Origin of the sequence: Actinomadura sp. NPDC000929 (assembly GCF_040492065.1) — a bacterium.
In the GTDB taxonomy this organism is placed as follows: domain Bacteria; phylum Actinomycetota; class Actinomycetes; order Streptosporangiales; family Streptosporangiaceae; genus Spirillospora; species Spirillospora verrucosospora.
Genome location: NZ_JBEUPA010000058.1, coordinates 13,314 through 36,375, shown reverse-complemented (window position 1 = coordinate 36,375; position 23,062 = coordinate 13,314). Strand labels below are relative to the sequence as shown.

Below are 23,062 nucleotides of genomic sequence, written 5' to 3'. Positions count from 1 at the left end.
GCCGGTGAACGCCCGGGTACGGCCCGACCGACCAAGGGGGGAAAATGATCAAGACACTGCACAAGCGGGGCCTGAAGTCGCACCACATGTACACGGCCGGACTCGGCTCGATCGCCCTGGCGTTCGCGTCGTGGGCGCTCTCCAACCAGCTGGAGGAGAGGGGCATGGACCGCGCCGACCGCTGGGGCATCTTCGTCGGCGAATGGGCCCCGACCTTCTTCGCCATCGGCGTCGCCATGCGCCTGGAGGAGATGCGCGAGGAGAGCACGGAGATCCCGATGCAGCGCGGCGAGATGGACGAGAGAGTCGGAGGCCGCGCGTCCCACGCGATGCGCTAGCGCCCGCGCGGTGACCGGCGGCCGCAGGCCGCCGGCGCGGCCGGGCGCGGTCCAGGGCTGTCTCGAAGTGGCCTCGGCCGCGCGCGCGAACGCGTGACCTGGCCGGTGAAGTGGGCCGGGACTATGCGGCGCAGCCTGGATCCCGAGCCCCGCGGGGGCGGGCTCTGGGACGATGGACCGCATGATCGAACGCACCGGCCCGCGGTTGGCCGAGGAGGAGGTGCTTCCTCCGGCGGAATGGGGGCGCGGGCGGGGCGCGGCGCCCGGCGCCCGTGCGGCCTGGGCGTTCGGCGCGCTGGCGGCGGCGCTCGTGCTCGGCCGGGCGTGGGCGGCGCCGCACATCGGCGCGCGGGCCCTGGACGCATGGGCGACGATCTTCGTGGCGGTGTGCGTGCAGGCGCTGCCGTTCCTGGTGTTCGGCGTCGCGCTGTCGGCCGCGATCACCGCGTTCGTCCCGGCCTCGGTGTGGCGGCGGGTGCTGCCGCGCCGGCCGGGCGCGGCGGTGCCGGTCGCGGGCGCGATGGGGGCGGTCCTGCCGGGGTGCGAGTGCGCGTCGGTGCCGGTCGCGGGCGGGCTGATGGCGCGCGGGGTGGCACCCGCCGCCGCGCTCACGTTCCTGCTCGCCGCCCCGGCCATCAACCCGGTCGTGCTGGTCGCCACCGCGGTCGCCTTCCCGGGACGGCCGGAGATGGTGGCGGGACGGTTCGCCGCCTCCCTGCTGGTCGCCGTGCTGGCCGGATGGGCGTGGCTGCTGCTGGGCAGGCGCGAATGGCTCAAGGTGCCGTCCCGTCCCCACGCGCACGGGGCGGCCGGACGCCTCGACGCGTTCCGGCAGGCCATGCGGCACGACATCATGCACGCCGGAGGGTTCCTGGTCGTGGGCGCCGCGGCGGCCGCGACCATCAACGCCGCGGTGCCCTCGTCCTGGGTCTCGTCGGCGGCGGGCGATGCCGTGGTGTCGGTCCTGCTCCTGGCGGTGCTGGCCGTCCTGATGTCCATCTGCTCGGAGGCCGACGCGTTCGTGGCGGCCAGCCTGTCGCAGTTCTCCACCACCGCGCGGCTGACGTTCCTGGTGGTCGGCCCGATGGTGGACCTGAAGCTGATCGCCCTCCAGGCGGGGTTCTTCGGCCGGAGCTTCGCGGTCCGGTTCGTCCCGCTGACGTTCTGCCTGGCGGTGGGCGTCAGCGCGCTGGTGGGAGGGCTGGTGTCATGAGCAGGCCCGCCCAGAACCTGCTGCTGGTCCTGCTCGGCGGCGCGATGCTGTGGATCACGCTGGGCAGCGGCGAGTACGTCAACTACGTGCGGCCCGGATTCCGCTATCCGCTGGTGGCCGCGGCCATCGCGCTGGTCGTGCTGGGCGCCGCCGGCCTGCGCCGGGAATGGCGGGACACCGGCGACGACGGGCACGGCGGCGAACACGGCGGCGAACACCACGGCGAGCACGGCGGCGGTCATGCGCACGGTCCGGGCGTGGCGTGGCTGCTCTGCGCGCCGGTGCTGGCGATCTTCGTGATCGCGCCGCCCGCGCTCGGCTCGTTCACCGCCGCGCGCGGCGCCGGTGGCGCCGCACCGCCCCCGCCGTCCCCCGCCGAGGGCTTCGCCCCGCTGCCGAGGACGGGGGCGCCCGCCCCGATGAGCATGGGCGAGTTCATCGGACGCGCCTACCTGGCGCAGACCGGCGACCCCGCCTCGTTCGAGGGGGTCCCGGTGCGGCTGACGGGCTTCGTGACCCCGCCGGCGAAGGGCGAGCGCGGCTGGCGCCTCACCCGGCTGAAGGTCGCGTGCTGCGCGGGCGACGCCATCCCGTTCCCCGTCATCGTGCGGGGCCTGCCGCGACCGCCCGCCGACACGTGGGTGCGGGTCGACGGGGTGTGGGTGCCGCCCGCGACCGGGCGGCGGGCGACCGTCGTCCAGACGCTGCGCGGGCGGTCCCTCCAGCGGATCGGCAGGCCCGGCGACCCCTACGAGTGACCGGGCCCGCCACGGCCGTCAACAACTCTTTCACCGCACGGCCCACCAGCCTTCGCGGATCCGGGCACGGCGGACGGCCCGCACCCGGGGTTCCGGGTGCGGGCCTCCGTCAGGGCCCCGGCCGACGGCGGGCTGGGTCTCACCGGCGGGCCGTGTCCTTGCGTGCGGGGTCGTTTCAGCAGGTCAGGTTGCTCCCCGCGGGGACGCCGAGGATCTGGGTGAAGCGCTGGTAGGCGTTCACCCGGCTCTGCACCTGGGCCGGATTCCGGCCGTCGCATTCCAGGGCGCCGTTGATGCTGCGGATCGTCTCGCCGAACCCGCGGCCGTTGACCATGGCGCTGTGGCCGGTCATGGTGCCCGGGCCGTTCTGGGTCATCCAGTACCAGAGCCCGGTCCGCCACGAGACCGACGCGTCCCGCTCCACGAGCCACGGGTTGTTCAGCAGGTCGATGCCGAGGGCGTCGCCCGCCGCCTTGTAGTTGAAGTTCCAGCTCAGCTGGATGGGACCGCGCCCGTAGTAGGCCGCCTGCCCCGCCGGGCACCCGTAAGGCTGGCTCGCGTCGCAGTAGTGCGGGTAGTTCCCGGTGTTCTGCTCGACGATGTAGACCAGCCCGCCGGTCTCGTGGTTGACGTTGGCCAGGAAGGCGGCGGCCTCCTGCTTCTTCACCGTGTCGCTTCCGGTGGCGGCGAACGCGGGGAACGCGGCCATGGCCGCGGTCAGACCGCTGTAGCTGTAGAACGAGTTGCGGCTCGGGAACATCTGGTTGAACTGCGACTCGCTCACCACGAACCCGCCCTGGCCGGGCGGATCGCCGGGGTCGGACGACCCGCAGGCTCCCTTGTCGGCCCACACGTCGGCGCGGCCCGGGGTCTCGTTCTGCGTCCACCACTTCGCCGACCAGTTGTGCCCGTTGTAGGACACCGCGGCGCCGCCGGTGTAGACGGCGGAGGAGCTCCACGCCGCCGCGCAGGCCGCGGCGGAGGCGGGCGCCGCCGGCAGGACGGCCGACAGCGTCCCCGCCGCGAGCAGGAGCGCACCGGTCAGCCGGGCGCCCGCCGGCAGGGGGACGCGCCGCGCCTTGCGTGCCGGCGTCACTGGACGTTCACGTCGACGCAGGCGTAGAAGGCGTTCGCCGTGTCGGCGATGTTCCAGATCGCCAGCACCTTCTGCCGCCCGGTGACGCCGCCGAGGTTGACCGAGTGCGAGACGGTGGACGGGGGCTGCTGGTTGTTGCCGTCGACCACGGCGACGCGCCTGCCGCCGACGTAGTACTCGTAGTTCGACGTGCGGTGCCGGGCGGTGAACGTCCAGGTGAAGGTCACCGTCTGGCCGACCGTCGTGGCCCTCCAGCCCTTGCCGTCGTCGTCGAGCTCGGCGAACCGCGCGTTGCCTCCGCTGCAGCTGCGCAGGCCCTTCGGGCCCTCGACGCTCTGCGGCTCCCACTGGATGGAGCCGCACTGGACGATGCGCTGCGCGCACTGGGCCTGCCGGCTCATCGGCGCCGACACGTACCCGTGGGCCCAGGCCGAGGTCGCCGGGATCACCACGGCGACGAGGGGGGCGATTCCGACGCCCGCCGTGACGGCGGCGATTCTGCGCGAGCGCTTCGTGCGGGGGGTCTTCTTCGTGCGGGGGGTGGTTTCCATGCGGGGGTCCTCGCGTGATGGGGGTGGTCATGGGACGTCGTCGCGGCAGGGCCTGCCGCGGGGGGAGCAGTCGACGAACGCGGTGGCGGGGCGCGGGGGCGGGGCATGAACACTCCATCGGATAGGAAACTTTCCTATCGGATTGAGCGAACGCTAACCCCGTGCCCGATCGCGGGCAAGAGCCCGCCGGAAACAGCCGGAACGGCGCCGCGGCGGCCCGGCCGGACCAGTGCAGGCAGGGAAGCGAACCACCCGATTCCGGTCGGGAGATTCGGCACCATTCCCCGCAACCGGACGCCTGGGGTCGGCGACTTCTGCCAACGGACCGCCGGAGGCCCGGGACAGGGCGTCGGCGACGGTGAGGTTCCGGTCACCGGGACACCACTTGGAGGCCCGTCCCCGCCCTTCTACGATCGGGCCACCCATTTCTGTCGCCCGACCGGCGGGAACTCCCGCGTCCGGCCGGGACGGCGGCGCCGACAAGGGCCAGGCGCGGGCCCTCGTTAGTGGTCGCCTCGCTGCACGGCGTCCGCTGAGAGGAACACATGGACCGGAGCGCTGATTACGTCGTGGTGGGGGCCGGCAGCGCCGGCTGCGTGCTGGCCAAGCGGCTGGCCGAGTCCGGGGCGAGCGTCGTCCTGGTGGAGGCGGGCGGTCCGGACCGCACGCCGCTGGTCCGCAAGCCGGGGCTGATCGCCGTCTTCCACAACGTCCCGCAGCTGAAGAAGCGGCTGGACTGGGGCTTCTACAGCGCCCCGCAGAAGAACGCGCTCGACCGGAAGATCCCGCAGGTCAGGGGGCGCGTCCTCGGGGGTTCGGGGTCGATCAACGGCATGCTGTTCGTGCGCGGCCACCGCAGGAACTACGACGACTGGGCCGCCGAGGGCTGCACCGGGTGGGGCTTCGACGACGTCCTCGACAGCTACCGGCGGTTGGAGAACTGGGAGGACGGGGCTTCCGACCTGCGTGGTTCAGGTGGCCCCATCCAGGTGACACGGCAGCGTGACCTCACTCCCGCCTCCGAAGCGTTCATCGAGGCGGTCGTCCAGACGGCGGGCGTCAAGCGCAACGACGACTACAACGGCGCCGAGCAGGAGGGCGTGGGGGTCTTCCAGCAGAGCGTCGCGGACGGCCTGCGCTACAGCTCGTCCGTCGGCTACCTGGACGACCACGGCCTGGCGAACCTGACGGTCCTGACGAACGTGACCGTGCGGCGGGTCGTGATCGAGAAGGGGCGGGCCACGGGCGTCGAGGTCGCCGGCAAGAAGGGCACCGCGACGATCCGGGCGTCCCGGGAGGTCGTCCTCTCGGCGGGGGCGTTCGGCTCCCCGCACCTGCTGATGCTGTCCGGCGTCGGCCCGGCCGCCCACCTGAAGGACCACGGCATCGAGGTGCGCGCCGACCTTCCCGTGGGCGACAACCTGCACGACCACATGTTCGTGCCGATGACGTTCGTCATGGACACGGCCCGCCACAAGGGCACCGCGCCCTACTTCGCCAGGGGCGTCGCCAAGGAGTGGACGCGGGGCGGGACGTGGGTGGCCCGCAGCGTGTTCGAGGCGGTCGGCTTCGTCCGCAGCGGGCAGGCGGGCGCCATCCCCGACATCCAGTTGCACGCGTTGCCGTGGTCGTACCCGTTCCCGAACCAGGACGCGCCGGTGCGGCACGCCGTCGACAAGCGCTCCGCGCTCACGATCATGCCGACGCTGATCTACCCGAAGAGCCGCGGCACGCTCCGGCTGGGCTCGGCGGACCCGTCCGCCGCGCCGGTCATCGACCCCGGATACCTCACCGAGCCCGACGACGCCCGGCTGCTGCTGGACGGCATGGAGCTCGTCCGCGAGGTCATGGCGAACCAGGCCATCGCCGGGGACGTCAAGGAGGAGCTCTCCCCCGGGCCGCGGTACGCCGACCGGAAGGCGCTGGCCAGGGAGCTGCCGAACCGCGCCACGACCGTCTACCACCCGGTGGGGTCGTGCCGGATGGGCGCCGACGAGCGGGCCGTCGTCGACCCCGGGCTGCGCGTGCGGGGCGTCGAGGGCCTCCGCGTGGCGGACGCGTCGATCATGCCGAGCATCATCGGCGGCAACACCAACGCCCCCAGCATGATGATCGGCGAGCACGCCGCGAAGCTGATCCTCGACGCGGGCTGACCCCCCGGCGAGCCGGAGGCGTTCCCGTCCTGGACCGGCGGTTCAGGACGGGAAGGCCATGACCCAGCGGCGCTGCCAGGGGGTTTCGACGGCGCGGGGATGATGGTGCTGACGCGTCCAGGCGACGGCCTCGGACGGGGCCGTCCCGGACAGGACGGCCAGGCACGCGATGACCGTTCCGGTGCGGCCGACGCCGCCTCCGCAGGCGACCTCGACGGCGGCGCCGGAGCGGGCCCGTTCGTGCAGGGCGCGGATCTGCCGCACGGCCTCGTCCCGGTCACGGGGCAGCAGGAAGTCCGGCCAGTCGATCCATGCGGACGGCCAGTCCAGCTCCGGCGCGTGCCTGCGGCGGAGGCGGCCGGAGCCCAGGTAGAGCCCGAAGTCGGGCACGGGCCCGTCGGGGAGCGGTCGCCGCAGGCCGCGCCCGCGGATCAGGGTCCCGTCGGGAAGCGGGATCGCACCGTCGAGCGTCATCGGGTCACCGCCCGGCGGCGCGCGCGGTGGTTGGCGACGTTGACCCTGTTCCCGCACACCTCGGGCATGCAGTAGCGGCGGCGCCCGGCGCGGCTGGCGTCGGCGAACACTCCGCCGCAGCCGGGGGCGGCGCACGCGCGGAAACGGCCGTGGCCGAGCGCCCTGACGAGGCCGAGCAGCGAGACGCCGACGACGGCGGCCAGTTCGGCGACGAGGGACGCGTCCCGCGCCGTCGGGACGTGCCACTGCCACCGGCCGGAGGGGTCGCGGCGCAGCACCGGCGCGAGCCCGACGTGCCCGGCCAGCATCGCCGCGCGCTCCACCGCCTCGTCCTCCGTCCCGGACTCCAGCACGGCCCGCACCTCGCGGCGCAGGAAGCGGACCTTCTCCACGTCCTCCGCGCTCGGCGCCCCGGCCCCGCCGGCGGCGGGCTCAAGGGGCACCACGTCATAGGCGGCGAAGTCGTATCCGGAGAGCAGCGCGGCCAGGTCGCCGGGTCCGGAGAGCGCCTCGGCCCCCCGCACGTCCGGCGACGTGGCGACGAGGTCGTTCGCGACCTCGACGCCCGCCGCGTAGTCGGCCATCGGAATGAGCACACGTCCTCCCGCACCCGCGTCAGTAAGGGTTATAGGAGGACTGTAGACCTTACCGAGTCGCGACGTCGAACTGGAGGCCGCCGTTCACCACGGACACGTCGACGTGTCCGCCGGGGCCCAGGTCGCCGGACAGGAGCAGGTCGGAGAGCCGGTCGTCCACCTCCCGCTGGATCGTGCGGCGCAGCGGACGGGCGCCGAACTCGGGCTGGTAGCCGCGCTCGGCGAGCCAGTCCACGGCCTCGGTGCTGAAGGAGACGGAGACGTCCTGGGCGCGCAGGCGGCGGCGCGTCTCGTCCAGCAGCAGGTCGGTGATCTGGCGGAGCTGGCCCTGCTCCAGCCGCCGGAAGACGATGATCTCGTCGATCCGGTTGAGGAACTCGGGCCGGAACGACTCGCGCAGCCGCCGCATGATCCGGTCGCGCAGCGCGCCGCCGCCGTCGCCGGACGCGCCGAAGCCGATCTCGGTCGTGCCGGTGATCAGTTCCGAGCCAAGGTTGCTCGTCATGATCACGACGGTGTTGCGGAAGTCGACCGTGCGGCCCTGCGCGTCGGTGAGGCGGCCGTCGTCGAGGAGCTGGAGCAGGACGTTGAACACGTCCTGGTGCGCCTTCTCGATCTCGTCCAGCAGGATCACCGAGTACGGCTGGCGGCGGACGGCGTCGGTGAGCTGCCCCGCCTCCTCGTAGCCGACGTATCCGGGCGGAGCGCCCATCAGGCGGCTGACGGTGTGCCGCTCCTGGAACTCGCTCATGTCGAACCGGATCATCCGGTCCTGGCTGCCGAACAGGGCCTCCGCCAGCGCCTTCGCCAGTTCGGTCTTGCCGACGCCGGTCGGGCCGAGGAACAGGAACCCGCCGATCGGCCGGTTCGGATCGCCCATCCCGGCGCGGGACCGCCGCACGGCCCGCGCCACCGCCGCGACCGCCTCCTCCTGCCCGACCACGCGCTGGTGCAGGTGGCCCTCCAGGTCCGCCAGGCGCTCCCGCTCGGCCTGGGTGAGCTGGGTGACGGGGACGCCGGAGATCCGGGAGACCACCTCGGCGATGTCCTCCGTGGTCACCTCCGGGACCGTGGCCGGCGCGCCGTTCCCGCGCGTCTCGGTGAGGTCCTTCTCCAGCCGGGAGACCTCGTCGCGCAGCTCGCAGGCGCGCTCGTAGTCCTCGTCGGCGACGGCCTGGTCCTTCTCCCGGCGCCGCTGGTCGAGGCGCTGCTCCAGCTCGCGGCGCCCGCCGTTGCGCGTGCTGCGCAGGCGGACGCGGGCGCCCGCCTGGTCGATGAGGTCGATCGCCTTGTCCGGAAGGAACCGGTCGGTCAGGTAGCGGCTGGACAGGTCGACGGCCGCGACGAGCGCCTCGTCGGTGAAGCGCACCTGGTGGTGCGCCTCGTACCGGTCGCGGAGGCCCCGCAGGATCTCGATGCTGTCGTCCGCGCTCGGCTCCGGCACGAGGATCGGCTGGAAGCGCCGCTCCAGCGCCGCGTCCTTCTCGATGTTGCGGCGGTACTCGTCGATCGTCGTCGCGCCGACCACGTGCAGCTCGCCGCGGGCGAGCGGGGGCTTCAGCATGTTCCCCGCAGACATCGCGCCCTCCGCGCTGCCCGCGCCCACGATCGTGTGGATCTCGTCGATGAACACGACCAGGCCCTCGGCGTGCTCGCGGATCTCGTCCACGAGCTTCTTCAGCCGCTCCTCGAAGTCGCCCCGGTAGCGGGTGCCCGCGACGACGCCGCCCAGGTCGATCTGGACGATGCGCTTGCCGCGCAGCGTCTCGGGGACCTCGTCGTCCACGATCCGCTGGGCCAGCCCCTCGGCGATCGCGGTCTTGCCGACCCCCGGGTCTCCGATCAGCACCGGGTTGTTCTTGGTGCGCCGCGAGAGGACCTCGACCGTCTCCTCGATCTGGTCCTCGCGCCCGATCACCGGGTCGATGCGCCCCTCGCGGGCGAGGGCGGTGAGGTCGCGTCCGAACTCGTCCAGCGTGGGTGTCCCGCTCGGCTGCCCGCCGCCGGCCGGCGGCTGCCCGGAGCCTCCGCCGGACGCCGCCTGCTGCAGCGAGTCGGGCGTGACGTGCTCGTGGTCGAGGATCCGTCCCGCGCTCGACCCGCGGTCCAGCGCCAGCGCGAACAGAAGGTGCTCGGGCCCGATGTAGGACGATCCGAGCGCCCGCGACACCTGGTGCGAGTCGAGCAGCGCCCGCTTGGCGGACGGGGTCAGCTCGGGCGGGACCTCCCGGGGCTCTCCGCGCCGCGCGTGGTCCTCGATCTCGTCCCGGATCTTGTCCGGGTCGGCGCCGGCCCGCACCATCCACTGCCGGGTCCCCTGCTGGCGCGTCGCCGCCCACAGCAGGTGATCGGTGTCCAGATCGTCGCTGCCCCACTGCGCCGCCTGCGCGGCCGCGTCCCGCACGAGTTCCCGCGCGGGCTCGCTCATCAGCCGCGCGATGCTGATCCGCTCCATGGGCCGCCGTTGCGCGCGCGACCCGAAGAAGCGGGCGAGCATCTCCTCGAACGGATCCGATCCCCCCGGCCCGTACCATCCCGCGGTCATCTCCGAAAACCCCCCGGTAGTCGAAGGACACGTCATAACAACGGACATCCCCCTGCCCATGGCATGCCCCAGGAAACCCTCACGCCAACCGTCCCGCGGCAAGCGGTCAGGAATCGAGAAGCGCCCTTGACCGGGCCGCGCCTAGCGTGAAGTCAACGGATACCAGCACCGCCGACCGGAGGCAGGCGATGGCACAGAATCAGCAGGTGAAAGCCCGCAGGAGCGGGAAGCCCGGGGCCGTGTCACGGTGGTTGCAGCAGACGATGAACGCCCGCATCACGCGCAAGATCCGGCGCGGCCGCGGGAAGTTCATGGGCATGGACGTCCTGGTCCTGAACACGGTGGGCCGCCGGAGCGGGCGGGCGCGCGAGACGCCCGTGTCGTGGTTCCCCGACGGCGACGACGCCTGGCTGGTCGTCGCGTCCGGCGGCGGCGGCCAGGACCCGGACTGGTACGCCAACCTCATGGCGCATCCCGAGCGGGCGACGATCGAGCCCGCCGGCGGCGGCGCGGTGCCGGTGACGCCGCACCGCCTCGACGGCGCCGACCGCGACGAGGCGTGGGAGCGCATCACCGCCGCCCAGCCCCGCTACGCGAAGTACCAGAGCAAGTCGGACCGCCAGTACCCCATCGTCCGCCTCACCCGCCGCTGACCCGCCGGACGGGGCGGGTCAGCGGCCCGGCCACCGGCCTTCGGCGGGCGTCACCTCAGTTGTTCGGCCAGGGCGACGATGATGCCCGCCGGGCCGCGGAGATAGCAGAGCAGGAAGAGGTCCTCGAACCGGCCGATCTCGCCGATGAGTTCGCCGCCGTGGGCGCGCAGGCGGTCGACGGTGTCCCTGATGTCGTCCACGGCGAACATGACGCGGCGCAGGCCGAGCGTGTTCGGGGGCGCCGCCTCCTCCCGTCCGATCGGCTCCGGCGCGTGGAACTTCGTCAGCTCGACGGCGCCGTGGCCGTCCGGGGTCCGCATCATCACGATCTCGACCTCGACGCCGTCGAGCCCGACGACATGGTCCACCCACTGCCCCTGGACCGGCATTCTTCCTCCCGCCTCCATGCCGAGTTCGGTGAAGAACGCGACGGCGGCGTCGAGGTCGTCGACGACGATGCCGATGTGGTCCATCCGTTGAAGCGTCATGCGCCGTTCTCCTCGAAGGGTTCGCGGCCGGCGGCTCCGGCCGTTCCGGGTTTCCCCGGCATTGCTTCGTTGGCACCACCAACGAGATTCCGTATAAGGCGCGGCACGAGGACGCGGACACCGTCTTCACCGACGACGTCGCGCGCACGCCGGAGGGCTGGCGCTTCAGCGAGGTGGAGATCATGCTCGCCCGGCTGCGGAGGGACTGACCGCCGCGCCGCCCCGGCGACCCCGGACGCGGACGTCACGGCCCGTGGCCTGGGGTCGCGCCGACCCAGCGGCGATGGGCGTCCGGGTCGACGTTGCCGCCGCACACGATGGTGACGACGTGCCGGCCGGCGAAGCGGTCGCGGTCTTCGAGGATCGCCGCGACGCCGAGCGCGGCCGACGGCTCGACCACGAGACCGGCATGCTCGAAGAGCCCCCGCATTCCGGCGACGATCGACGCCTCCTCGACCAGGACGGCGTCGTCGGCGACCAGGAGGAGGTCGTCCAGGACGTCCGGGATGGGGCGTCGTCCGGCGACGCCGTCGGCGATGGTGTCGGTCGACTCGGTCGTGACGACGCGCCGCCGGTGCCAGGAACGCGTCATCGCCGGCGCGCCCGCCGGCTGGACGCAGATCACCTCGACCCCGGGCGCGAGCGTCCTGAGCACGTGTCCGACGCCGGTGGCCATCGCCCCGCCGCCGAGAGCGATCAGAACGGCGTCGAACGGCGGCGCGGCCTCCACCAGTTCCAGGCCGATGGTCGCCGCGCCCTCGCAGGTCTCGATGTCCAGGCTGTCCTCGACCAGCCGGACGCCGTCGTGCCGCGCGATGGCCGCCGCCCGCTCGCGCGCCGTGTCGAAGTCGCCGTCCACCAGCTCCAGCCGCGCGTCCAGCGCGCGGATGCGGTCGAGCTTGGCCGCGGGCGCGAAGCGGGAGGCCACGACGGTCACGTCGAGGCCTCGGGCGCGCCCGGACCAGGCGAGGGCCTGGCCGAGGTTGCCCGCGCTGGCGCACACCGCCGCGCGCGGACCGTTCTCGTCGAGCAGGGCGGCGACGAGCTCGGTGCCGCGGCCCTTGAAGCTGCGGACCGGGTTCGCCGTCTCCAGCTTGACGGTCACCGCGCACCCGAGGTCGGGCTCCAGCGCCTCGCAGCGGTACTGGGGGCTGTCGAGGAAGACCGGGTCGATCACCCGGCGGGCCGCCCGGATCCGGGCGGTGTCGAGCCGCGTCTCCGGCGGAGGGCTCACAGGCAGGACCCGCCCGTCGCGTCGATCACCCGTCCGGTCACCCAGCGCGCGTCGTCGGAGGCGAGGAAGGCCACGACGTCGGCCACGTCCTCGGGCCGTCCGACCCGGCCGAGCGCGGCCAGCGACGCCGCGCGGGCCTCGGCCTGCGGATCGCCGCGCAGCCAGCCCGCGTTGACGTCGGTGTCGATGATGCCGGGCGCGACCGAGTTCGCCGTGATGCCCCGGGGGCCCAGTTCCTTGGCGAGGTTGAGCGTGAAGTTGTCGAGCGCGCCCTTGGTGGCGCCGTAAGCCATGATCTCCGGCATGGCGATGCGGGACACGCCGCTGGAGATGTTGATGATCCGGCCGCCGTCGCGCAGCCGCGGCAGCCCCTGCTGGACGATGAAGAACGGTGCGCGGACGTTCACGGCGAAGACCTCGTCGAACTCGCGCTCGGTCAGCGAGGCCAGGTCGGAGCTGCGGCCGATGCCGGCGTTGTTGACGATGATGTCGACGCCCCCGCCCGGCGCGTGCTCGGCCGCCTGGGCGTCGAAGGCCTCCCACAGCCGGGCCGCGTCGCCGTGGTGCCCCAGTTCCTCCCGCAGGGCGAAGGCTCGGCCGCCGTCCTTGCGGATGCGCTCGACCACCTCGTTCGCGGCCGCCTCGTCGCGGGCATAGGCGACGGCGACGGCCGCTCCGTCCCGGCCGAGGCGTTGCGCGATGGCCCGTCCGATGCCGCGGCTCCCACCGGTGACCAGCGCGACCTTGCCCTCAAGAGCGCGTGCGTCCATGGTCGCGAACCCCTCTCCACATTCTTGAGCGATGACTCAAAAAAGAAGGTAGCACGACTTCTTGAGTGTTCGCTCTAGAATGTGGGGGTGAGCGACACACGGGTGAAGCGAGGGCGGCCGAGGGCGTTCGACCGCGACGCGGCGCTGACCGCGGCCACACGGCTGTTCTGGGAGCGCGGCTACGAGGCCACCTCCGTCGGCGAGCTGACCGAGGCGATGGGCATCAGGCCCGGCAGCCTCTACGCGGCCTTCGGCGACAAGAAGTCGCTGTTCGAGGAGGTGGTGCACAGCTACGGGCGATCCCCCGCGGGCGCCTTCATGGGCGCGGCCCTCGACGAGGAGCCCACCGCCTACGGCGCCTTCGCCCGGATCCTGCGCGAGGCGGCCGCCAACTACGCCGACCCGTCCCACCCGGCCGGCTGCCTGACGATCAGCGCGGCCACCAACGTCACCCCGCAGGACGCCGAGGTGGCGGCCTTCCTGCGCGATCTGCGGAACAGGAACCTGGAGGTCTTCCGGTCCCGCCTCCAGGCGGCCCGGCAGGCCGGCGAGCTGCCCGCCGCGACGGATCCCGGCGCCCTGGCCTCGTACTTCGCCGCCGTCATCCAGGGCATGTCGCAGCGCGCCTGCGACGGAGCCTCAGCGGCCGAGCTGACCGAGATCGCCGAACTGGCCCTCGCCGCCTGGCCCACGCCACAGGGCCGCTGACCCCCGCCCGGCCGAAGCGGCGGTCGCTCAGGCGGAGTCGGGCGGACGCCGCACGACGGCGGTTCCGGCGTCGAGATCGACGCGGCTTCGCGGGGGCGCGCCGTCGTTCTCCTCGTCCCGCAGCATCAGGGAGGAACGGCGCTGCTCCTGCTGGTGGCGGTGCGTGCCGTGGAAGAAGGCGTCGAGTTCCCCGACGGCGATCGCCGAGATCGGCCGCCCCACCTCGTCCCTTCTCCAGGGCAGGCGGAACCTGCGGTTCGCCCACAGGCCCGCGCGATCGAGGGCGGCGAAGGCGACCAGTCCGAGAACGAGTCCGGGGATCGTCATGAAGCCGATGAGTGCCACGTTCCTCCAACGATCCCGCCTCCACGGCGGTTGCGATCTCCGGCCCCCGCGATGGCGGTGCGGTGATGTAGGTGACATACGGACCTTGACTACCTACCTTGCCGATCCCCATAGTAGGCGGCATGAACCTGAACACCACCTACATTGACGGCGCCGCGAGCGCCGCGCGGTCGTTGACGCGTGCCGGGCTCTGGGATCTGGCGCTGGAATCACCGGCGGCCGAGACGGTGGCGCTCCGGGCGGAGGTTCTGACGGACAGGTTCTTCTGGCGGCTCGACAAGGCGGCCGAGGCCGAGGACGCCGTCGCCGCGCTGTCCCAGGACGATCCTGCGCTCGGGGGTTTCTACGACGCGCAGCTCGCCTACACCCGCCTGCTCTTCGAGCTCGACCCCCGCCCCGACGACGAGGCGCGGGCGCGTGCCGGGTTCTCCGCCTCGCTGGAGGACGAACGCGTCGCGAGCTGGGCGACGTTCTGGACGGGCATCGTCATCGAGAAGTTCGACGACGACTCGGATCGGGCGAAGGCGCGCTACACCGAGGCCCTCGATTCCGCGCTGAAGGACGCGGATCTCCTGCTGGAGTCCTACGCGATCCGGCACCTGGGGGCCCTGGCACTGGTGGAGGGCGACGGCACCGGGCTCGACCAGCTGCGCAGGTCGTACCACCTGCGCGCCGCGCTCGGCGCACGTCCCCAGACCGCGGCAGCGGCGGCCGCGTACGCCTCCGAGCTTCCCCCGGGCGCCGAGGCCGACCAGCTGAACGAGCTGGCAGCGCGGACGGCCCGCGAGCTCCGGCTCACGTGGCTGGCCCCGAGCCAGTGAAGGCGTCCGGCGGCGGGCTCACGGAGCCTTCGCCGCGGCTCTCAGAGGTCTTCGCCGCCCTCGGGGGATTCGTCCGTCTTGCGTTCGACGCCTCGTTGCATCGCCTCAAGGAAGACCTTGGCGACGATGCCCAGGAAGGCCAGGTCGCCGAGCATCTGGACGGCCGTCAGGGCGCGGGCCGTCTGCGAGACGGGGACGATGTCGCTGAAACCGACCGAAGTGAAGATCGTGATGGTGAAGAACAGGGCGTCGATGTGCGTCAGGGGCTCGGAGAATCCGGGCGGCGTGTCGTGGCTCATCAGGCGGTAGCTGGAGGCGAACACCAGAAGGAACAGCGCGACGGTCGTCCCGAGGGCCTCGACGGCGCGGAGCCTCGGGGAGCGCGAGCGCGCGATCGACCTCGCCTGCCACGCGACGAGCACTCCCAGGGAGAGCAGCGCCGTGGTCAGCACCACGCCCGTCACCACCGTGAACGACCTGTTCAACGGGGCCGTGAAGTAGACGGCGATCAGAGCCACCGTGATCAGCGTCATGCGCACCGCCACCCGGGCCAGGGGCCGGAAGCGGGCTCTTCGCGATCGCGCGGTCACTCTCCGTCCATGCCCAGGACCGGCGCCCCTGAGCCCTCCGGCGGGCCGGGAGACGACCGCCCCGGAGGCGGCGGGCGCCTCCGGGCGGCCGTGGCTCCCTAGATGAGGCCCTGGGCGAGCATCGCGTCGGCCACGCGCTCGAAGCCGGCGATGTTGGCGCCGACCACGTAGTCGCCGGGGGCGCCGTACCGGTCGGCGGTCTCGTAGCAGGTGTCGTGGATGCTCGTCATGATGGCCAGCAGCTCCTCCTCCACCTGGGAGAAGCGCCAGGAGGAGCGGCTCGCGTTCTGCCGCATCTCCAGTGCGCTCACCGCGACGCCGCCCGCGTTGGCGGCCTTGCCGGGACCGAAGGCGACGCCCGCCTCCTGGAGGACGCGCACGGCGTCGGGGGTGGTCGGCATGTTGGCGCCCTCCGACACGGCCTTCACGCCGTTGCGGACGAGGATCGCGGCGGCGTCGGCGTCGAGCTCGTTCTGCGTCGCCGACGGCAGCGCGATGTCGGCGGGGACGTCCCACACCCGGCCGCCCGGGACGAACCGGGCGGAGGAGCCGCGCAGGTCGGCGTAGTCGGAGACGCGGCCCCGGTCGACCTCCTTCACCTGCTTGATCAGGTCGAGGTCGATGCCCTTCTCGTCCACGACGTAGCCGCCGGAGTCGGAGACGGTGATGACGTTGGCGCCGAGCTGCTGCGCCTTCTCGATCGTGTAGATCGCGACGTTTCCGGAGCCGGAGACGACGATCTGCTGGCCGTCCAGGTCCTCGCCGCGGCGGCGCAGCATCTCGGCCGTGAACATCACGTTGCCGTAGCCGGTCGCCTCGGTCCGGACCGCGGAGCCGCCCCACAGCATGCCCTTGCCGGTCAGCATCCCGGCCTCCCACCGGTTCGTGACGCGGCGGTACTGGCCGAACAGGTAGCCGATCTCGCGGGCGCCGACGCCGATGTCACCGGCCGGGACGTCGGTGTGCTCGCCGACGTGGCGGTGCAGCTCGGTCATGAACGACTGGCAGAAGCGCATGACCTCCGCGTCGGAGCGTCCGTGCGGGTCGAAGTCGCTGCCGCCCTTGCCGCCGCCGATGCCGAGCCCGGTGAGCGCGTTCTTGAAGATCTGCTCGAAGCCGAGGAACTTGACGATGCCGAGGTTCACCGTGGGGTGGAAGCGGAGCCCGCCCTTGTACGGCCCGAGCGCGCCGTTGTACTCGACGCGGAAGCCGCGGTTGACGTGGATCTCGCCGTTGTCGTCCTGCCACGGGACGCGGAACATGATCTGGCGCTCCGGCTCGATCACCCGCTCGACCAGCTTGGCGGTGGCGAGGCCCGGCCGGGCGGCCAGCACCGGGCCGAGCGACTCCAGCACCTCGTGCACGGCCTGGTGGAACTCGGCCTCGCCGGGATCGCGGCGCAGCACCCCCGCGTAGGTCTCCTCCAGGACCGCCATGGTCTCGGGCGGGGCCGGCAGGCGTGAGGCGAGGGGCATGGTGAGGATCCTTCCTTGAGACCCCCTCACTCTAGAACCCGTCCCGGACTCCACCAGGACGCCCCGCCGCAGCACCCCCTCCCGGACGGCGGCCGGGCCGCGTCCCGCCTGGCAGGGGACGCGGCCCGGCGCGACGGGCGAGGCCCGATCAGCCCGGGCACTTCTTCCACGCGAAGTGGTACGTCGTCTTGACGCTCCCGTCGGTGGAGTCGAAGGCCATGAAGCTGGTCCTCGCGGCGTCCGAGCTGCCCTTGTACACGCGCAGCTCGGTGTTGATGTTGAAGTTGCGGTCCTCGCCGCACGGCTTGAAGACGAGCTCGGAGACGTCCGTGCGGTCCGAGAACTGCCAGTTGTCGGAGTATCCGCCGCGGATCGTGTGGCTGACGGGCGTCGTCTGCGCCATGCCCTGGTGGTAGTAGTTCGCCTTCTCCATCCCGGACGCCCCGTCCTCCAGGTGCGCGAAGCCGCGGTAGTCGGCGCCCGCGATCGCGTACGTGAAGCCCTGCGGGACGTGCACGTTCAGGTTGATCTGGCAGTTCTTGCGGAAGTCGGTCGGGTTGGAGCCGCCGCCGGCCTGGGCCAGGTAGTCGCTGTAGGTGACGGTGAACGCGGTGTTGTCGCTCGCCGCCGCCACCGCGGTCGTCCCCGCGCGGCAGCCCGACCCGTTGACGGTGTTGACGTCGATGACGATCCGGTCGGGCGGGGGCGGGTCCGCCGCCGCGGCGGACGCGGGGACGGCGGCCAGGGGGAGCGCCAGGGCGGCCAGGCAGGCCGCCGGGACGGACAGTCCTGTGCGCATCGGTTGTTCTCCTCTACTCGGGGCTGGATCGACGCCGGCACGCTCGGCGCCGGTGGTCGCGGCCGGGGACGGCCGTCACCGCGGGGGGCACTGCTTCCAGGCGAAGTGGTAGGTGGTCTTGATGCTTCCGTCGGTGGAGTCCATCGAGATGAAGCTGGTCTTCGCGGGATCCGAGGAGCCCTTGAGCACCCGCAGTTCCGTGTTGACGTTGAAATTGCGCTCCTCGCCGCACGGCTTGTAGACGAGCTGCGCCACGTCATTGGTGTCGGTGAACTGCCAGTTGTCGGCGTACTGGCCTTTCAGGGTGTGCGAGACGGCGGAGGTCTGCGACATTCCCTGGAAGTAGTAGCTCGCCTTCTCGACGGCGGAGGCGCCCGGTTCCAGGGACGCGAAGCCGCGGTAGTCGGTGGACGAGATCGCGTAGGTGAAGCCCTGGGGGACGTGCACCTTCATGCCGATCTGGCAGTTCTTCCGGAAGTCGGTCGGGCCGGAGGCACCGCCCGCCTGCGCCAGGTAGTCGCTGTAGGTGACGGTGAAAGCCTCCTTGTCGTCCGACACGGCGACCGCGGCCGTGCCGGTCGGGCAGCCCGAGCCGTTGACGGTCGCGATCTCGATGGTCACCCCGTTCGGCCCGTGCACCCGGCGCGGGGCCGCGGACGCCGGAACGGCGGTGAAGGCGCCCACGGCAATTGCGGCGGCAGCGGAAACGACAATCCCTTTACGCATGCGATTCCTCCTCGGTGGGACCTGCGCAAAGGGAGCGTAAACTCGCCCGTTCAGAGGGGTCAATCGCCGCTTTTTCACTTCTTTTCAGTGAGACTCGGAACGTGAGATACCTTTATACGGAGCCTTTGATCAGGAAGGATGGAACGTCCAATGACAGGCCCTTCGAGAGCGTCATGGAAAGGGAGCGCTCCATCCAGATGAACGGAGAATCAACGCGCGGTGTCCAGAAGCGTCAGAAGCGGAGCGCGATCAAGGACGCGCGAGGAGCGCGTCAGGAGGAGTCGCGGAGGCGGGCGGCGATGACGGCCGCCTGGCTGCGGTCGATCTCCTTGGTCGCCGTGAGCAGGGTGACCGTGCCCTTCCGGGCGAGTTCCCGCAGGTGGTCGAGGGCCGCGGCGCGTTCCGGCTCGGCCAGTTCGGCGTCGTAGCGGCGGGTGAACTCCTCGAACCTGGCGGCGTCGTGGCCGTACCACTTGCGGAGTTCGGTGGAGGGGGCGACGTCCTTCTCCCACTCGTCCAGGCGGGCCTTGTCCTTCGACAGGCCCCGGGGCCACACCCTGTCGACCAGGATCCGCGCGCCGTCGTCGGCCGACGGCTCCTCGTACACCCTGCGCAGCCGTACGTCCATGGCGCTTCCATACCCGGAGTCACGGAAGTGACGCTCGCCACACGGCCCCGTGCGTGCGCGGGCCCCCTTCCGGGCGTTCCGGCTCACTGCGAGGTTCGCGGGCGTCCCGGCGGCGACGTCAGGGGCGGGCGGCGCGGCCCGTCGAGATCCGGCGAGGCGGGCCGGGGCCCTCCGGCGGCCGGTCCGCGGCCGGCGGCGGCGCGGCGGGCGAACTCGGCGGCGGCCGTCCGGCTGGCGAACTCGCCGGCGAGGGCCCGGCCGAGGACGTCGTCGTCGGGGCGGTGCCTTTCCAGGTATTCGAGGGCCTCGGCGAGTTCCGCGGCGGTCAGCCCCCGAACCGGCTTCCCGGTCCAGCGCGGAGGGCCGGCGGACGGGGCGGCGCGGGGTTCGGTGGTCACGGCGGGGTCCTTTCAATTCCGGTGCCGGCAAAGCCTTTTCCGTGCCGGCGGCGGGGCGGCGCGGCGCAATGGGCCGCATTCGTGACACCGAATAGAATCGGCACGTGCATTGGTGGAACCAGCAGGCCTGCGAGGCGGCCGCGGAGGCCCAGGCCGCCGATCCCTCGCCGGGGAATCTCATGGCCGCCGCGCAGGTGCAGGCGCTCGTCTCCGTGGCGGAGGCGCTGCACCGCATCGCGGCGGCGCTGGAGGCGCGCGACGATTCCGAGGCGGCCCTTTCCGTCCGGCCGAGATAGCGGCGCGCCGGAGAAAATACCGGTGCGCCCGGCCAGGGGGCGCACCGGTACCTCACGGGGCGTCAGGCGTCGCTGAAGGATTTGCGTTCCGTCCTGCCGTTCGCGCTCGGCGCGAGGCGGGAGGTCTTGGCGACCGAGGGTCGCGGCGCGGTCTCGGCCAGGTAGTCGTGCTCGGGCGCCGGGGCGGCGGGGCGCTGGTCGGGTTCGGCCGCCGGGCGGGCCTCTGCGCGGGGCCGGTCCCGCAGCCGCCGGGCCGCCTGCCGGAGGGCGCGCTCGCCGACGAGCCGCGCCAGCTCCAGCCCCCAGCAGTCGAGCTTGTCGGCGTCGGTGAGGTCCTCGCGGCCGCTCAGCTCGGCCGCCAGGCCGCCGAGCCGTTGCGCCTCGGCGAGGTCGAACTCCCGCATGAGGTGGCAGCACAGCTCCGCGAGGGCCGCGTGGTCGCGTTCGAACGACAGCCCCGCCAGGTCGTCGTGCGACAGCCGGCTGAGCGCGCGTTTGCGTTCGAGCTCGCTGTCGGCGATCCGCAGGATGCCGTTGAGGAGGGCGACGGGGCCGGTGCCGGCGCCGCGGCCCTGCGCGGGGGCGAACGACATGCGCAGCACCGCCGCGGAGCCGAGTCCGGCGGCGATGACCCGGACGACCACGAGGCTCGCCGGGGGCGTGGTGGGAGGCAGCCCGAACGTCCAGCCGGAGGCGGTCACCGCGATCAGCGCGACGGTCGACGCGCTGGCGTTGACGAAGACGAACAGCAGCCCGCCCGGGGAGAGCAGGGCCGCGGCGGGCCGGTCGCGGTAGCGCGCGACGAGCTCGGCGAAGCCGATCGCGCCGCCGATGAGGGCGGCGAGGAGCATCTCGATGGTCATGATCTTCCTTTACGCGCTGCGGGCGGACAGCCGGCCGAACGGTGGCTCCTCGGTCCTGCCGCGCCGGGACGGCAGGGCGGCGGGGCGCCGCCGGGCCGCGAGCCCGGCGCGTTCGACCTCCAGGAAGACCAGCAGCCACTCGGCCGGGCCGGAGGCGTTCCCGGAGTGCGTGCGCAGGGCCTTCTCGCGGGCGCCGAGAAAGGCCAGCAGCCACTTGACGGGGCCCGACGCCCTGCCGGCGGCTCGAATTCTTGAATCCATGCGGGAGACCATTCCGCAGCCGTGCCCGGAAGTCGAACCCCTGGGAGTCAATTTTTCCGTCCGAGCCCTCAGAGCCACCGTTCTCCGTCAAATCGGAAACGTCCGCCGGACCCAACGATCTAAGTTCCCTTGAAGCGTTGAGCGGGATGGCTGGGACGGAAGTGAAGATTCCTTTACCTGAATTGGCGACAAGACGCTGCGAGACCCGCGAGGGGAGATCCCCATTTATTCGGCGGCCGCCCGCCCCGCGCCGCCGGACCTCGCGGCTCCCGACACGCCGGGGGGTGCGCCCGCCTGCTGCCGGTTCAGAGCCTGAAAACGGACGGAGGGGCCACTCCCCCCGAGTGACCCCTCTCCCCCCGTTCCGCCGTCGCGGTCCCGGCACGGACGCAGAACCGGCCGCTCCCCCCGAAGCGGCTCGCGCCGGCCGTTCGGCGGATGTGAAGAACGTAGCGAGAGGGTCGTCGGCACATCGGGGCTTTGCCCGGCCTTGTCGACGAGTGGGCCACCGTGTGCGATGAGCGGAACACGCTGAGCGTTCGGCGCGCTGGGCGGCGGTCAGGCGGTCCCGGCCCCTCACCCGGCTCAGGGTCTCCAGAGAGGGAGGTGGACGGCGGAGGGGTGGGCGGCGTCGCGGAGGATCTCGAAGCGGGTGCGGCGGGACGCGACGGCCTGCCCGGCGGGCTCCCGAGTCCCGTGGTTGCGGGCGAATCGGGGGAACGCGCCGCCCGCGAGCATGACGCGCAGGCGGTGGCCGCGCCGGAAGCGGTACGCGGTCGGATGCATCTCGATCTCGGCGCGCACGGTCCCGGTGGACGTGATGCGCAGGATGCCGTCGGTGACGTTGCGGGAGACGCCGCTCCGGTCGACGTCGCAGAGCCGGACGAACAGGTCGCCTCGCCCGGTGCTGGTGCGCACGTGGATCGTCGCCGAGACGGGTCCGATCACGTCGAGGTCCTCCGGCAGCGGCGCGCCGGTGAGGACGACCGTGTCGTCGCGGCGTTCGAGTGGGGCGTTGTCGCGCTGCCGTCCCTTGCCCGGTGACAGGAGCGGGCCGCCGACGTTCGGGGTCGGGTCGAAGGGGTCGTAGGTGAACGTGGCAGGGGCCGCGTCAGGCTCGTCCCAAACGAGGCCGTGGGAGAGGTAGAGCGGCGTGGGCTTGGTTTCGGGCGGGGGCCATTGGTCGAAGTCCAGCCAGGTGTTGGCCTGTTGCAGGTGCAGCCTTACCGGCGCCCTGCGGAGTTGGGCCTTGTCACCGTTCAGGTGGGCGTTCAGCCAGGAGACCTGGTCGTGGAGCGTCGCGCGAAGGGCTTTGGCATCGTGCCCCCAGGGCCCGATGGTGATGCGGACCTGCCGTCCCTTCGCGTGCAGGGCGGCGAAGTCCCTGAGCTGGCCGCGCAGGAAGAGGTCCCACCAGCCCGTGACCATCGTGGTGGGCGTGGTGGTCGCGGGAACGGCGGCGCTGTGGTCGGTGGCCTTCCAGAAGTCGTCGCCCGCCTCGGCATGGGCCGCGACCTCGCGCAGGAACGATTCGGGACGGCCGATGGCCGCCAGGTCGGCCTCCCCTACCGGCAGGTGCCGCATCGCGTGCTTCACGCGCCTGTTGTGGAAGGGCCGCCTTCTCTCCTCCTGCGTCCCCATCAACGATGACCAGACGAGCGTGTTGTGCAGGGCGAGCGCACCACCGGGGTAGAACGAACTGGCGAACTCGGACGCGGTGATGCCCGCCCCCATCGCGGTGAGCGGCGGGTCCGCGTAGGGCGCGACGGCCCACTCGGTGAACCCGAGGTAGCTGGCGCCGACCATCGCCACCCTGCCGTCGCACCAGGGCTGCGCGCGGAGCCACGTGAGCGTCGCCAGGCCGTCGTCCCTCTCGTTGTGGAAGGCTTGGAACTCGCCGCCGGAGCCGAAGACGCCGCGCACGTCCTGCACGACGACCTGGAACCCGCGCCGGACCAGGACCCCGGTGAACAGCCGTACCACGGCCTGCCGCTTGCCGTACGGGGTGCGCATCAGCACGACGGGCAGCGGTCCCGCGCCGCGCGGCCGGTGCAGGTCGGCGACGAGCACGACGCCGTCCGGCATGGGCACCCGCAGGTTCCGCGCCGACTCGACGCGGGGGGACGGCGACTCCGGGAGACCGAGGAGGCGGTCGACGAGTCGTCCCGATGCGGTCATCGAACACCTTCCCGTTGTTCCGGCCGTTCACCGATGTTCCGGCTTTTCCCGATGTTCCGGCTGCCCGGCGATGTGCCGGGGTGTTCCGGTGTTCTAGATTGCAAG

The 23,062-nt window shown here is 72.4% G+C and carries 26 protein-coding genes; 8 read left to right on the top strand and 18 right to left on the bottom strand.

All coding sequences use genetic code 11. The features are described from left to right. Nucleotides 1-44 precede the first annotated feature (44 nt). From ABWI04_RS21145 to ABWI04_RS21135, 3 genes are all read left to right on the top strand, one after another. A complete protein-coding gene (locus ABWI04_RS21145; protein ID WP_345185404.1) occupies nucleotides 45-338 on the top strand; it encodes a hypothetical protein in 294 nt (97 codons plus the stop codon). A gap of 181 nt (nucleotides 339-519) precedes the next feature. After that, nucleotides 520-1,551, top strand: coding sequence for a permease (locus ABWI04_RS21140; protein WP_378189704.1), 1,032 nt, complete (start codon nucleotides 520-522; stop codon nucleotides 1,549-1,551). Further along, nucleotides 1,548-2,309 carry a TIGR03943 family putative permease subunit gene (locus ABWI04_RS21135; RefSeq protein WP_345185411.1) on the top strand — a complete coding sequence of 254 codons (762 nt, stop codon included), beginning with the start codon at nucleotides 1,548-1,550 and terminating at the stop codon, nucleotides 2,307-2,309. Before ABWI04_RS21140 ends, ABWI04_RS21135 begins: the two co-directional genes overlap by 4 nt. 175 nt (nucleotides 2,310-2,484) lie before the next feature. On the opposite strand, the gene ABWI04_RS21130 is transcribed toward ABWI04_RS21135, so the two are convergent. Both ABWI04_RS21130 and ABWI04_RS21125 read right to left on the bottom strand, forming a co-directional pair. Continuing rightward, complete coding sequence (locus tag ABWI04_RS21130; protein WP_353833500.1) at nucleotides 2,485-3,405, bottom strand: glycoside hydrolase family 19 protein; 921 nt, start codon at nucleotides 3,403-3,405, stop codon at nucleotides 2,485-2,487. Next, on the bottom strand, nucleotides 3,402-3,956 hold the full coding sequence (locus ABWI04_RS21125) for a lytic polysaccharide monooxygenase auxiliary activity family 9 protein (RefSeq protein ID WP_345185418.1): 555 nt from the start codon (nucleotides 3,954-3,956) through the stop codon (nucleotides 3,402-3,404). Before ABWI04_RS21125 ends, ABWI04_RS21130 begins: the two co-directional genes overlap by 4 nt. Nucleotides 3,957-4,501: 545 nt before the next feature. On the opposite strand from ABWI04_RS21125, the gene ABWI04_RS21120 reads away from it, so the two are divergent. Further along, complete coding sequence (locus ABWI04_RS21120; protein ID WP_353833499.1) at nucleotides 4,502-6,109, top strand: GMC family oxidoreductase; 1,608 nt, start codon at nucleotides 4,502-4,504, stop codon at nucleotides 6,107-6,109. Nucleotides 6,110-6,151: 42 nt separating this feature from the next. Here ABWI04_RS21120 and ABWI04_RS21115 read toward each other — a convergent pair whose 3' ends face one another. The 3 genes from ABWI04_RS21115 to ABWI04_RS21105 are packed head-to-tail and all read right to left on the bottom strand — an operon-like array spanning nucleotide 6,152 to nucleotide 9,724. Next, nucleotides 6,152-6,583: a phosphatase domain-containing protein gene (locus tag ABWI04_RS21115; protein ID WP_345185423.1), complete on the bottom strand. Its 432-nt coding sequence runs from the start codon at nucleotides 6,581-6,583 to the stop codon at nucleotides 6,152-6,154. Next, nucleotides 6,580-7,179 (bottom strand): CGNR zinc finger domain-containing protein, encoded by a 600-nt coding sequence (locus ABWI04_RS21110; protein WP_345185426.1) that lies wholly within the window; start codon nucleotides 7,177-7,179, stop codon nucleotides 6,580-6,582. Before ABWI04_RS21110 ends, ABWI04_RS21115 begins: the two co-directional genes overlap by 4 nt. Nucleotides 7,180-7,228: 49 nt before the next feature. Next, nucleotides 7,229-9,724, bottom strand: a complete 2,496-nt coding sequence (locus ABWI04_RS21105; RefSeq protein WP_353833498.1) for an ATP-dependent Clp protease ATP-binding subunit — start codon at nucleotides 9,722-9,724, stop codon at nucleotides 7,229-7,231. Between the two features lie 239 nt (nucleotides 9,725-9,963). Here ABWI04_RS21105 and ABWI04_RS21100 point away from each other — a divergent pair, with 239 nt between their 5' ends. Further along, nucleotides 9,964-10,377 (top strand): nitroreductase family deazaflavin-dependent oxidoreductase, encoded by a 414-nt coding sequence (locus tag ABWI04_RS21100; RefSeq protein ID WP_353833497.1) that lies wholly within the window; start codon nucleotides 9,964-9,966, stop codon nucleotides 10,375-10,377. 50 nt (nucleotides 10,378-10,427) lie between these two features. On the opposite strand, the gene ABWI04_RS21095 is transcribed toward ABWI04_RS21100, so the two are convergent. The 3 genes from ABWI04_RS21095 to ABWI04_RS21085 form a co-directional block, all read right to left on the bottom strand. Continuing rightward, nucleotides 10,428-10,850 carry a VOC family protein gene (locus ABWI04_RS21095; protein ID WP_353833505.1) on the bottom strand — a complete coding sequence of 141 codons (423 nt, stop codon included), beginning with the start codon at nucleotides 10,848-10,850 and terminating at the stop codon, nucleotides 10,428-10,430. Nucleotides 10,851-11,109: 259 nt separating this feature from the next. After that, nucleotides 11,110-12,099: a threonine ammonia-lyase gene (locus ABWI04_RS21090; RefSeq protein WP_353833496.1), complete on the bottom strand. Its 990-nt coding sequence runs from the start codon at nucleotides 12,097-12,099 to the stop codon at nucleotides 11,110-11,112. Then, complete coding sequence (locus tag ABWI04_RS21085; protein ID WP_353833495.1) at nucleotides 12,096-12,869, bottom strand: SDR family oxidoreductase; 774 nt, start codon at nucleotides 12,867-12,869, stop codon at nucleotides 12,096-12,098. The genes ABWI04_RS21090 and ABWI04_RS21085 overlap by 4 nt, the downstream gene beginning before the upstream one ends. A gap of 87 nt (nucleotides 12,870-12,956) precedes the next feature. On the opposite strand from ABWI04_RS21085, the gene ABWI04_RS21080 reads away from it, so the two are divergent. Next, nucleotides 12,957-13,577, top strand: coding sequence for a TetR/AcrR family transcriptional regulator (locus ABWI04_RS21080; protein ID WP_353833494.1), 621 nt, complete (start codon nucleotides 12,957-12,959; stop codon nucleotides 13,575-13,577). Between the two features lie 27 nt (nucleotides 13,578-13,604). Here the strand turns inward: ABWI04_RS21080 and ABWI04_RS21075 are convergent, their stop codons facing one another. Next, a complete protein-coding gene (locus ABWI04_RS21075) occupies nucleotides 13,605-13,922 on the bottom strand; it encodes a DUF6191 domain-containing protein (protein ID WP_345185461.1) in 318 nt (105 codons plus the stop codon). A 122-nt stretch (nucleotides 13,923-14,044) separates the two neighbouring features. Between ABWI04_RS21075 and ABWI04_RS21070 the strand changes: the two genes are divergently transcribed. After that, the gene (locus ABWI04_RS21070) at nucleotides 14,045-14,743 is read left to right on the top strand and encodes a hypothetical protein (RefSeq protein ID WP_345185463.1); all 699 of its coding nucleotides are present in this window, start codon (nucleotides 14,045-14,047) and stop codon (nucleotides 14,741-14,743) included. Nucleotides 14,744-14,784: 41 nt separating this feature from the next. Here the strand turns inward: ABWI04_RS21070 and ABWI04_RS21065 are convergent, their stop codons facing one another. The 6 genes from ABWI04_RS21065 to ABWI04_RS21040 form a co-directional block, all read right to left on the bottom strand. Next, complete coding sequence (locus tag ABWI04_RS21065) at nucleotides 14,785-15,276, bottom strand: potassium channel family protein (protein WP_345185466.1); 492 nt, start codon at nucleotides 15,274-15,276, stop codon at nucleotides 14,785-14,787. 155 nt (nucleotides 15,277-15,431) lie between these two features. Then, nucleotides 15,432-16,769 (bottom strand): NADP-specific glutamate dehydrogenase, encoded by a 1,338-nt coding sequence (gene gdhA, locus ABWI04_RS21060; RefSeq protein WP_345185531.1) that lies wholly within the window; start codon nucleotides 16,767-16,769, stop codon nucleotides 15,432-15,434. Between the two features lie 187 nt (nucleotides 16,770-16,956). Then, nucleotides 16,957-17,607, bottom strand: a complete 651-nt coding sequence (locus tag ABWI04_RS21055) for a DUF4360 domain-containing protein (RefSeq protein WP_353833493.1) — start codon at nucleotides 17,605-17,607, stop codon at nucleotides 16,957-16,959. Between the two features lie 75 nt (nucleotides 17,608-17,682). Next, nucleotides 17,683-18,333 (bottom strand): DUF4360 domain-containing protein, encoded by a 651-nt coding sequence (locus ABWI04_RS21050; RefSeq protein ID WP_353833492.1) that lies wholly within the window; start codon nucleotides 18,331-18,333, stop codon nucleotides 17,683-17,685. Nucleotides 18,334-18,604: 271 nt separating this feature from the next. Further along, the gene (locus ABWI04_RS21045; RefSeq protein ID WP_353833491.1) at nucleotides 18,605-18,961 is read right to left on the bottom strand and encodes a DUF488 domain-containing protein; all 357 of its coding nucleotides are present in this window, start codon (nucleotides 18,959-18,961) and stop codon (nucleotides 18,605-18,607) included. Between the two features lie 83 nt (nucleotides 18,962-19,044). Then, nucleotides 19,045-19,359 (bottom strand): hypothetical protein, encoded by a 315-nt coding sequence (locus ABWI04_RS21040; protein ID WP_345185473.1) that lies wholly within the window; start codon nucleotides 19,357-19,359, stop codon nucleotides 19,045-19,047. A 104-nt stretch (nucleotides 19,360-19,463) separates the two neighbouring features. Between ABWI04_RS21040 and ABWI04_RS21035 the strand changes: the two genes are divergently transcribed. Continuing rightward, nucleotides 19,464-19,655, top strand: a complete 192-nt coding sequence (locus ABWI04_RS21035; RefSeq protein ID WP_345185478.1) for a hypothetical protein — start codon at nucleotides 19,464-19,466, stop codon at nucleotides 19,653-19,655. Between the two features lie 62 nt (nucleotides 19,656-19,717). Here ABWI04_RS21035 and ABWI04_RS21030 read toward each other — a convergent pair whose 3' ends face one another. The 3 genes from ABWI04_RS21030 to ABWI04_RS21020 all read right to left on the bottom strand — a co-directional run bounded on the left by ABWI04_RS21030 (nucleotide 19,718) and on the right by ABWI04_RS21020 (nucleotide 22,957). Then, a complete protein-coding gene (locus ABWI04_RS21030) occupies nucleotides 19,718-20,518 on the bottom strand; it encodes a hypothetical protein (protein ID WP_345185481.1) in 801 nt (266 codons plus the stop codon). A gap of 9 nt (nucleotides 20,519-20,527) precedes the next feature. Further along, a complete protein-coding gene (locus ABWI04_RS21025; RefSeq protein WP_345185484.1) occupies nucleotides 20,528-20,779 on the bottom strand; it encodes a hypothetical protein in 252 nt (83 codons plus the stop codon). A gap of 585 nt (nucleotides 20,780-21,364) precedes the next feature. Next, a complete protein-coding gene (locus ABWI04_RS21020; RefSeq protein WP_353833490.1) occupies nucleotides 21,365-22,957 on the bottom strand; it encodes a CocE/NonD family hydrolase in 1,593 nt (530 codons plus the stop codon). Nucleotides 22,958-23,062 lie beyond the last annotated feature (105 nt).

What these genes read in the sequence shown, in the direction of transcription:
- ABWI04_RS21070 (WP_345185463.1), top strand. Translation starts at nt 14,045, where the DNA reads ATGAACCTGAACACCACCTACATTGACGGCGCCGCGAGCGCCGCGCGG.
- ABWI04_RS21045 (WP_353833491.1), bottom strand. Translation starts at nt 18,961, where the DNA reads ATGGACGTACGGCTGCGCAGGGTGTACGAGGAGCCGTCGGCCGACGAC.
- ABWI04_RS21140 (WP_378189704.1), top strand. Translation starts at nt 520, where the DNA reads ATGATCGAACGCACCGGCCCGCGGTTGGCCGAGGAGGAGGTGCTTCCT.
- ABWI04_RS21025 (WP_345185484.1), bottom strand. Translation starts at nt 20,779, where the DNA reads ATGGATTCAAGAATTCGAGCCGCCGGCAGGGCGTCGGGCCCCGTCAAG.
- ABWI04_RS21125 (WP_345185418.1), bottom strand. Translation starts at nt 3,956, where the DNA reads ATGGAAACCACCCCCCGCACGAAGAAGACCCCCCGCACGAAGCGCTCG.
- ABWI04_RS21065 (WP_345185466.1), bottom strand. Translation starts at nt 15,276, where the DNA reads ATGACGCTGATCACGGTGGCTCTGATCGCCGTCTACTTCACGGCCCCG.
- ABWI04_RS21085 (WP_353833495.1), bottom strand. Translation starts at nt 12,869, where the DNA reads ATGGACGCACGCGCTCTTGAGGGCAAGGTCGCGCTGGTCACCGGTGGG.
- ABWI04_RS21115 (WP_345185423.1), bottom strand. Translation starts at nt 6,583, where the DNA reads ATGACGCTCGACGGTGCGATCCCGCTTCCCGACGGGACCCTGATCCGC.
- ABWI04_RS21145 (WP_345185404.1), top strand. Translation starts at nt 45, where the DNA reads ATGATCAAGACACTGCACAAGCGGGGCCTGAAGTCGCACCACATGTAC.
- ABWI04_RS21135 (WP_345185411.1), top strand. Translation starts at nt 1,548, where the DNA reads ATGAGCAGGCCCGCCCAGAACCTGCTGCTGGTCCTGCTCGGCGGCGCG.
- ABWI04_RS21055 (WP_353833493.1), bottom strand. Translation starts at nt 17,607, where the DNA reads ATGCGCACAGGACTGTCCGTCCCGGCGGCCTGCCTGGCCGCCCTGGCG.
- ABWI04_RS21120 (WP_353833499.1), top strand. Translation starts at nt 4,502, where the DNA reads ATGGACCGGAGCGCTGATTACGTCGTGGTGGGGGCCGGCAGCGCCGGC.
- ABWI04_RS21095 (WP_353833505.1), bottom strand. Translation starts at nt 10,850, where the DNA reads ATGGACCACATCGGCATCGTCGTCGACGACCTCGACGCCGCCGTCGCG.
- ABWI04_RS21105 (WP_353833498.1), bottom strand. Translation starts at nt 9,724, where the DNA reads ATGACCGCGGGATGGTACGGGCCGGGGGGATCGGATCCGTTCGAGGAG.
- ABWI04_RS21050 (WP_353833492.1), bottom strand. Translation starts at nt 18,333, where the DNA reads ATGCGTAAAGGGATTGTCGTTTCCGCTGCCGCCGCAATTGCCGTGGGC.
- ABWI04_RS21020 (WP_353833490.1), bottom strand. Translation starts at nt 22,957, where the DNA reads ATGACCGCATCGGGACGACTCGTCGACCGCCTCCTCGGTCTCCCGGAG.
- gdhA (WP_345185531.1), bottom strand. Translation starts at nt 16,769, where the DNA reads ATGGCGGTCCTGGAGGAGACCTACGCGGGGGTGCTGCGCCGCGATCCC.
- ABWI04_RS21030 (WP_345185481.1), bottom strand. Translation starts at nt 20,518, where the DNA reads ATGACCATCGAGATGCTCCTCGCCGCCCTCATCGGCGGCGCGATCGGC.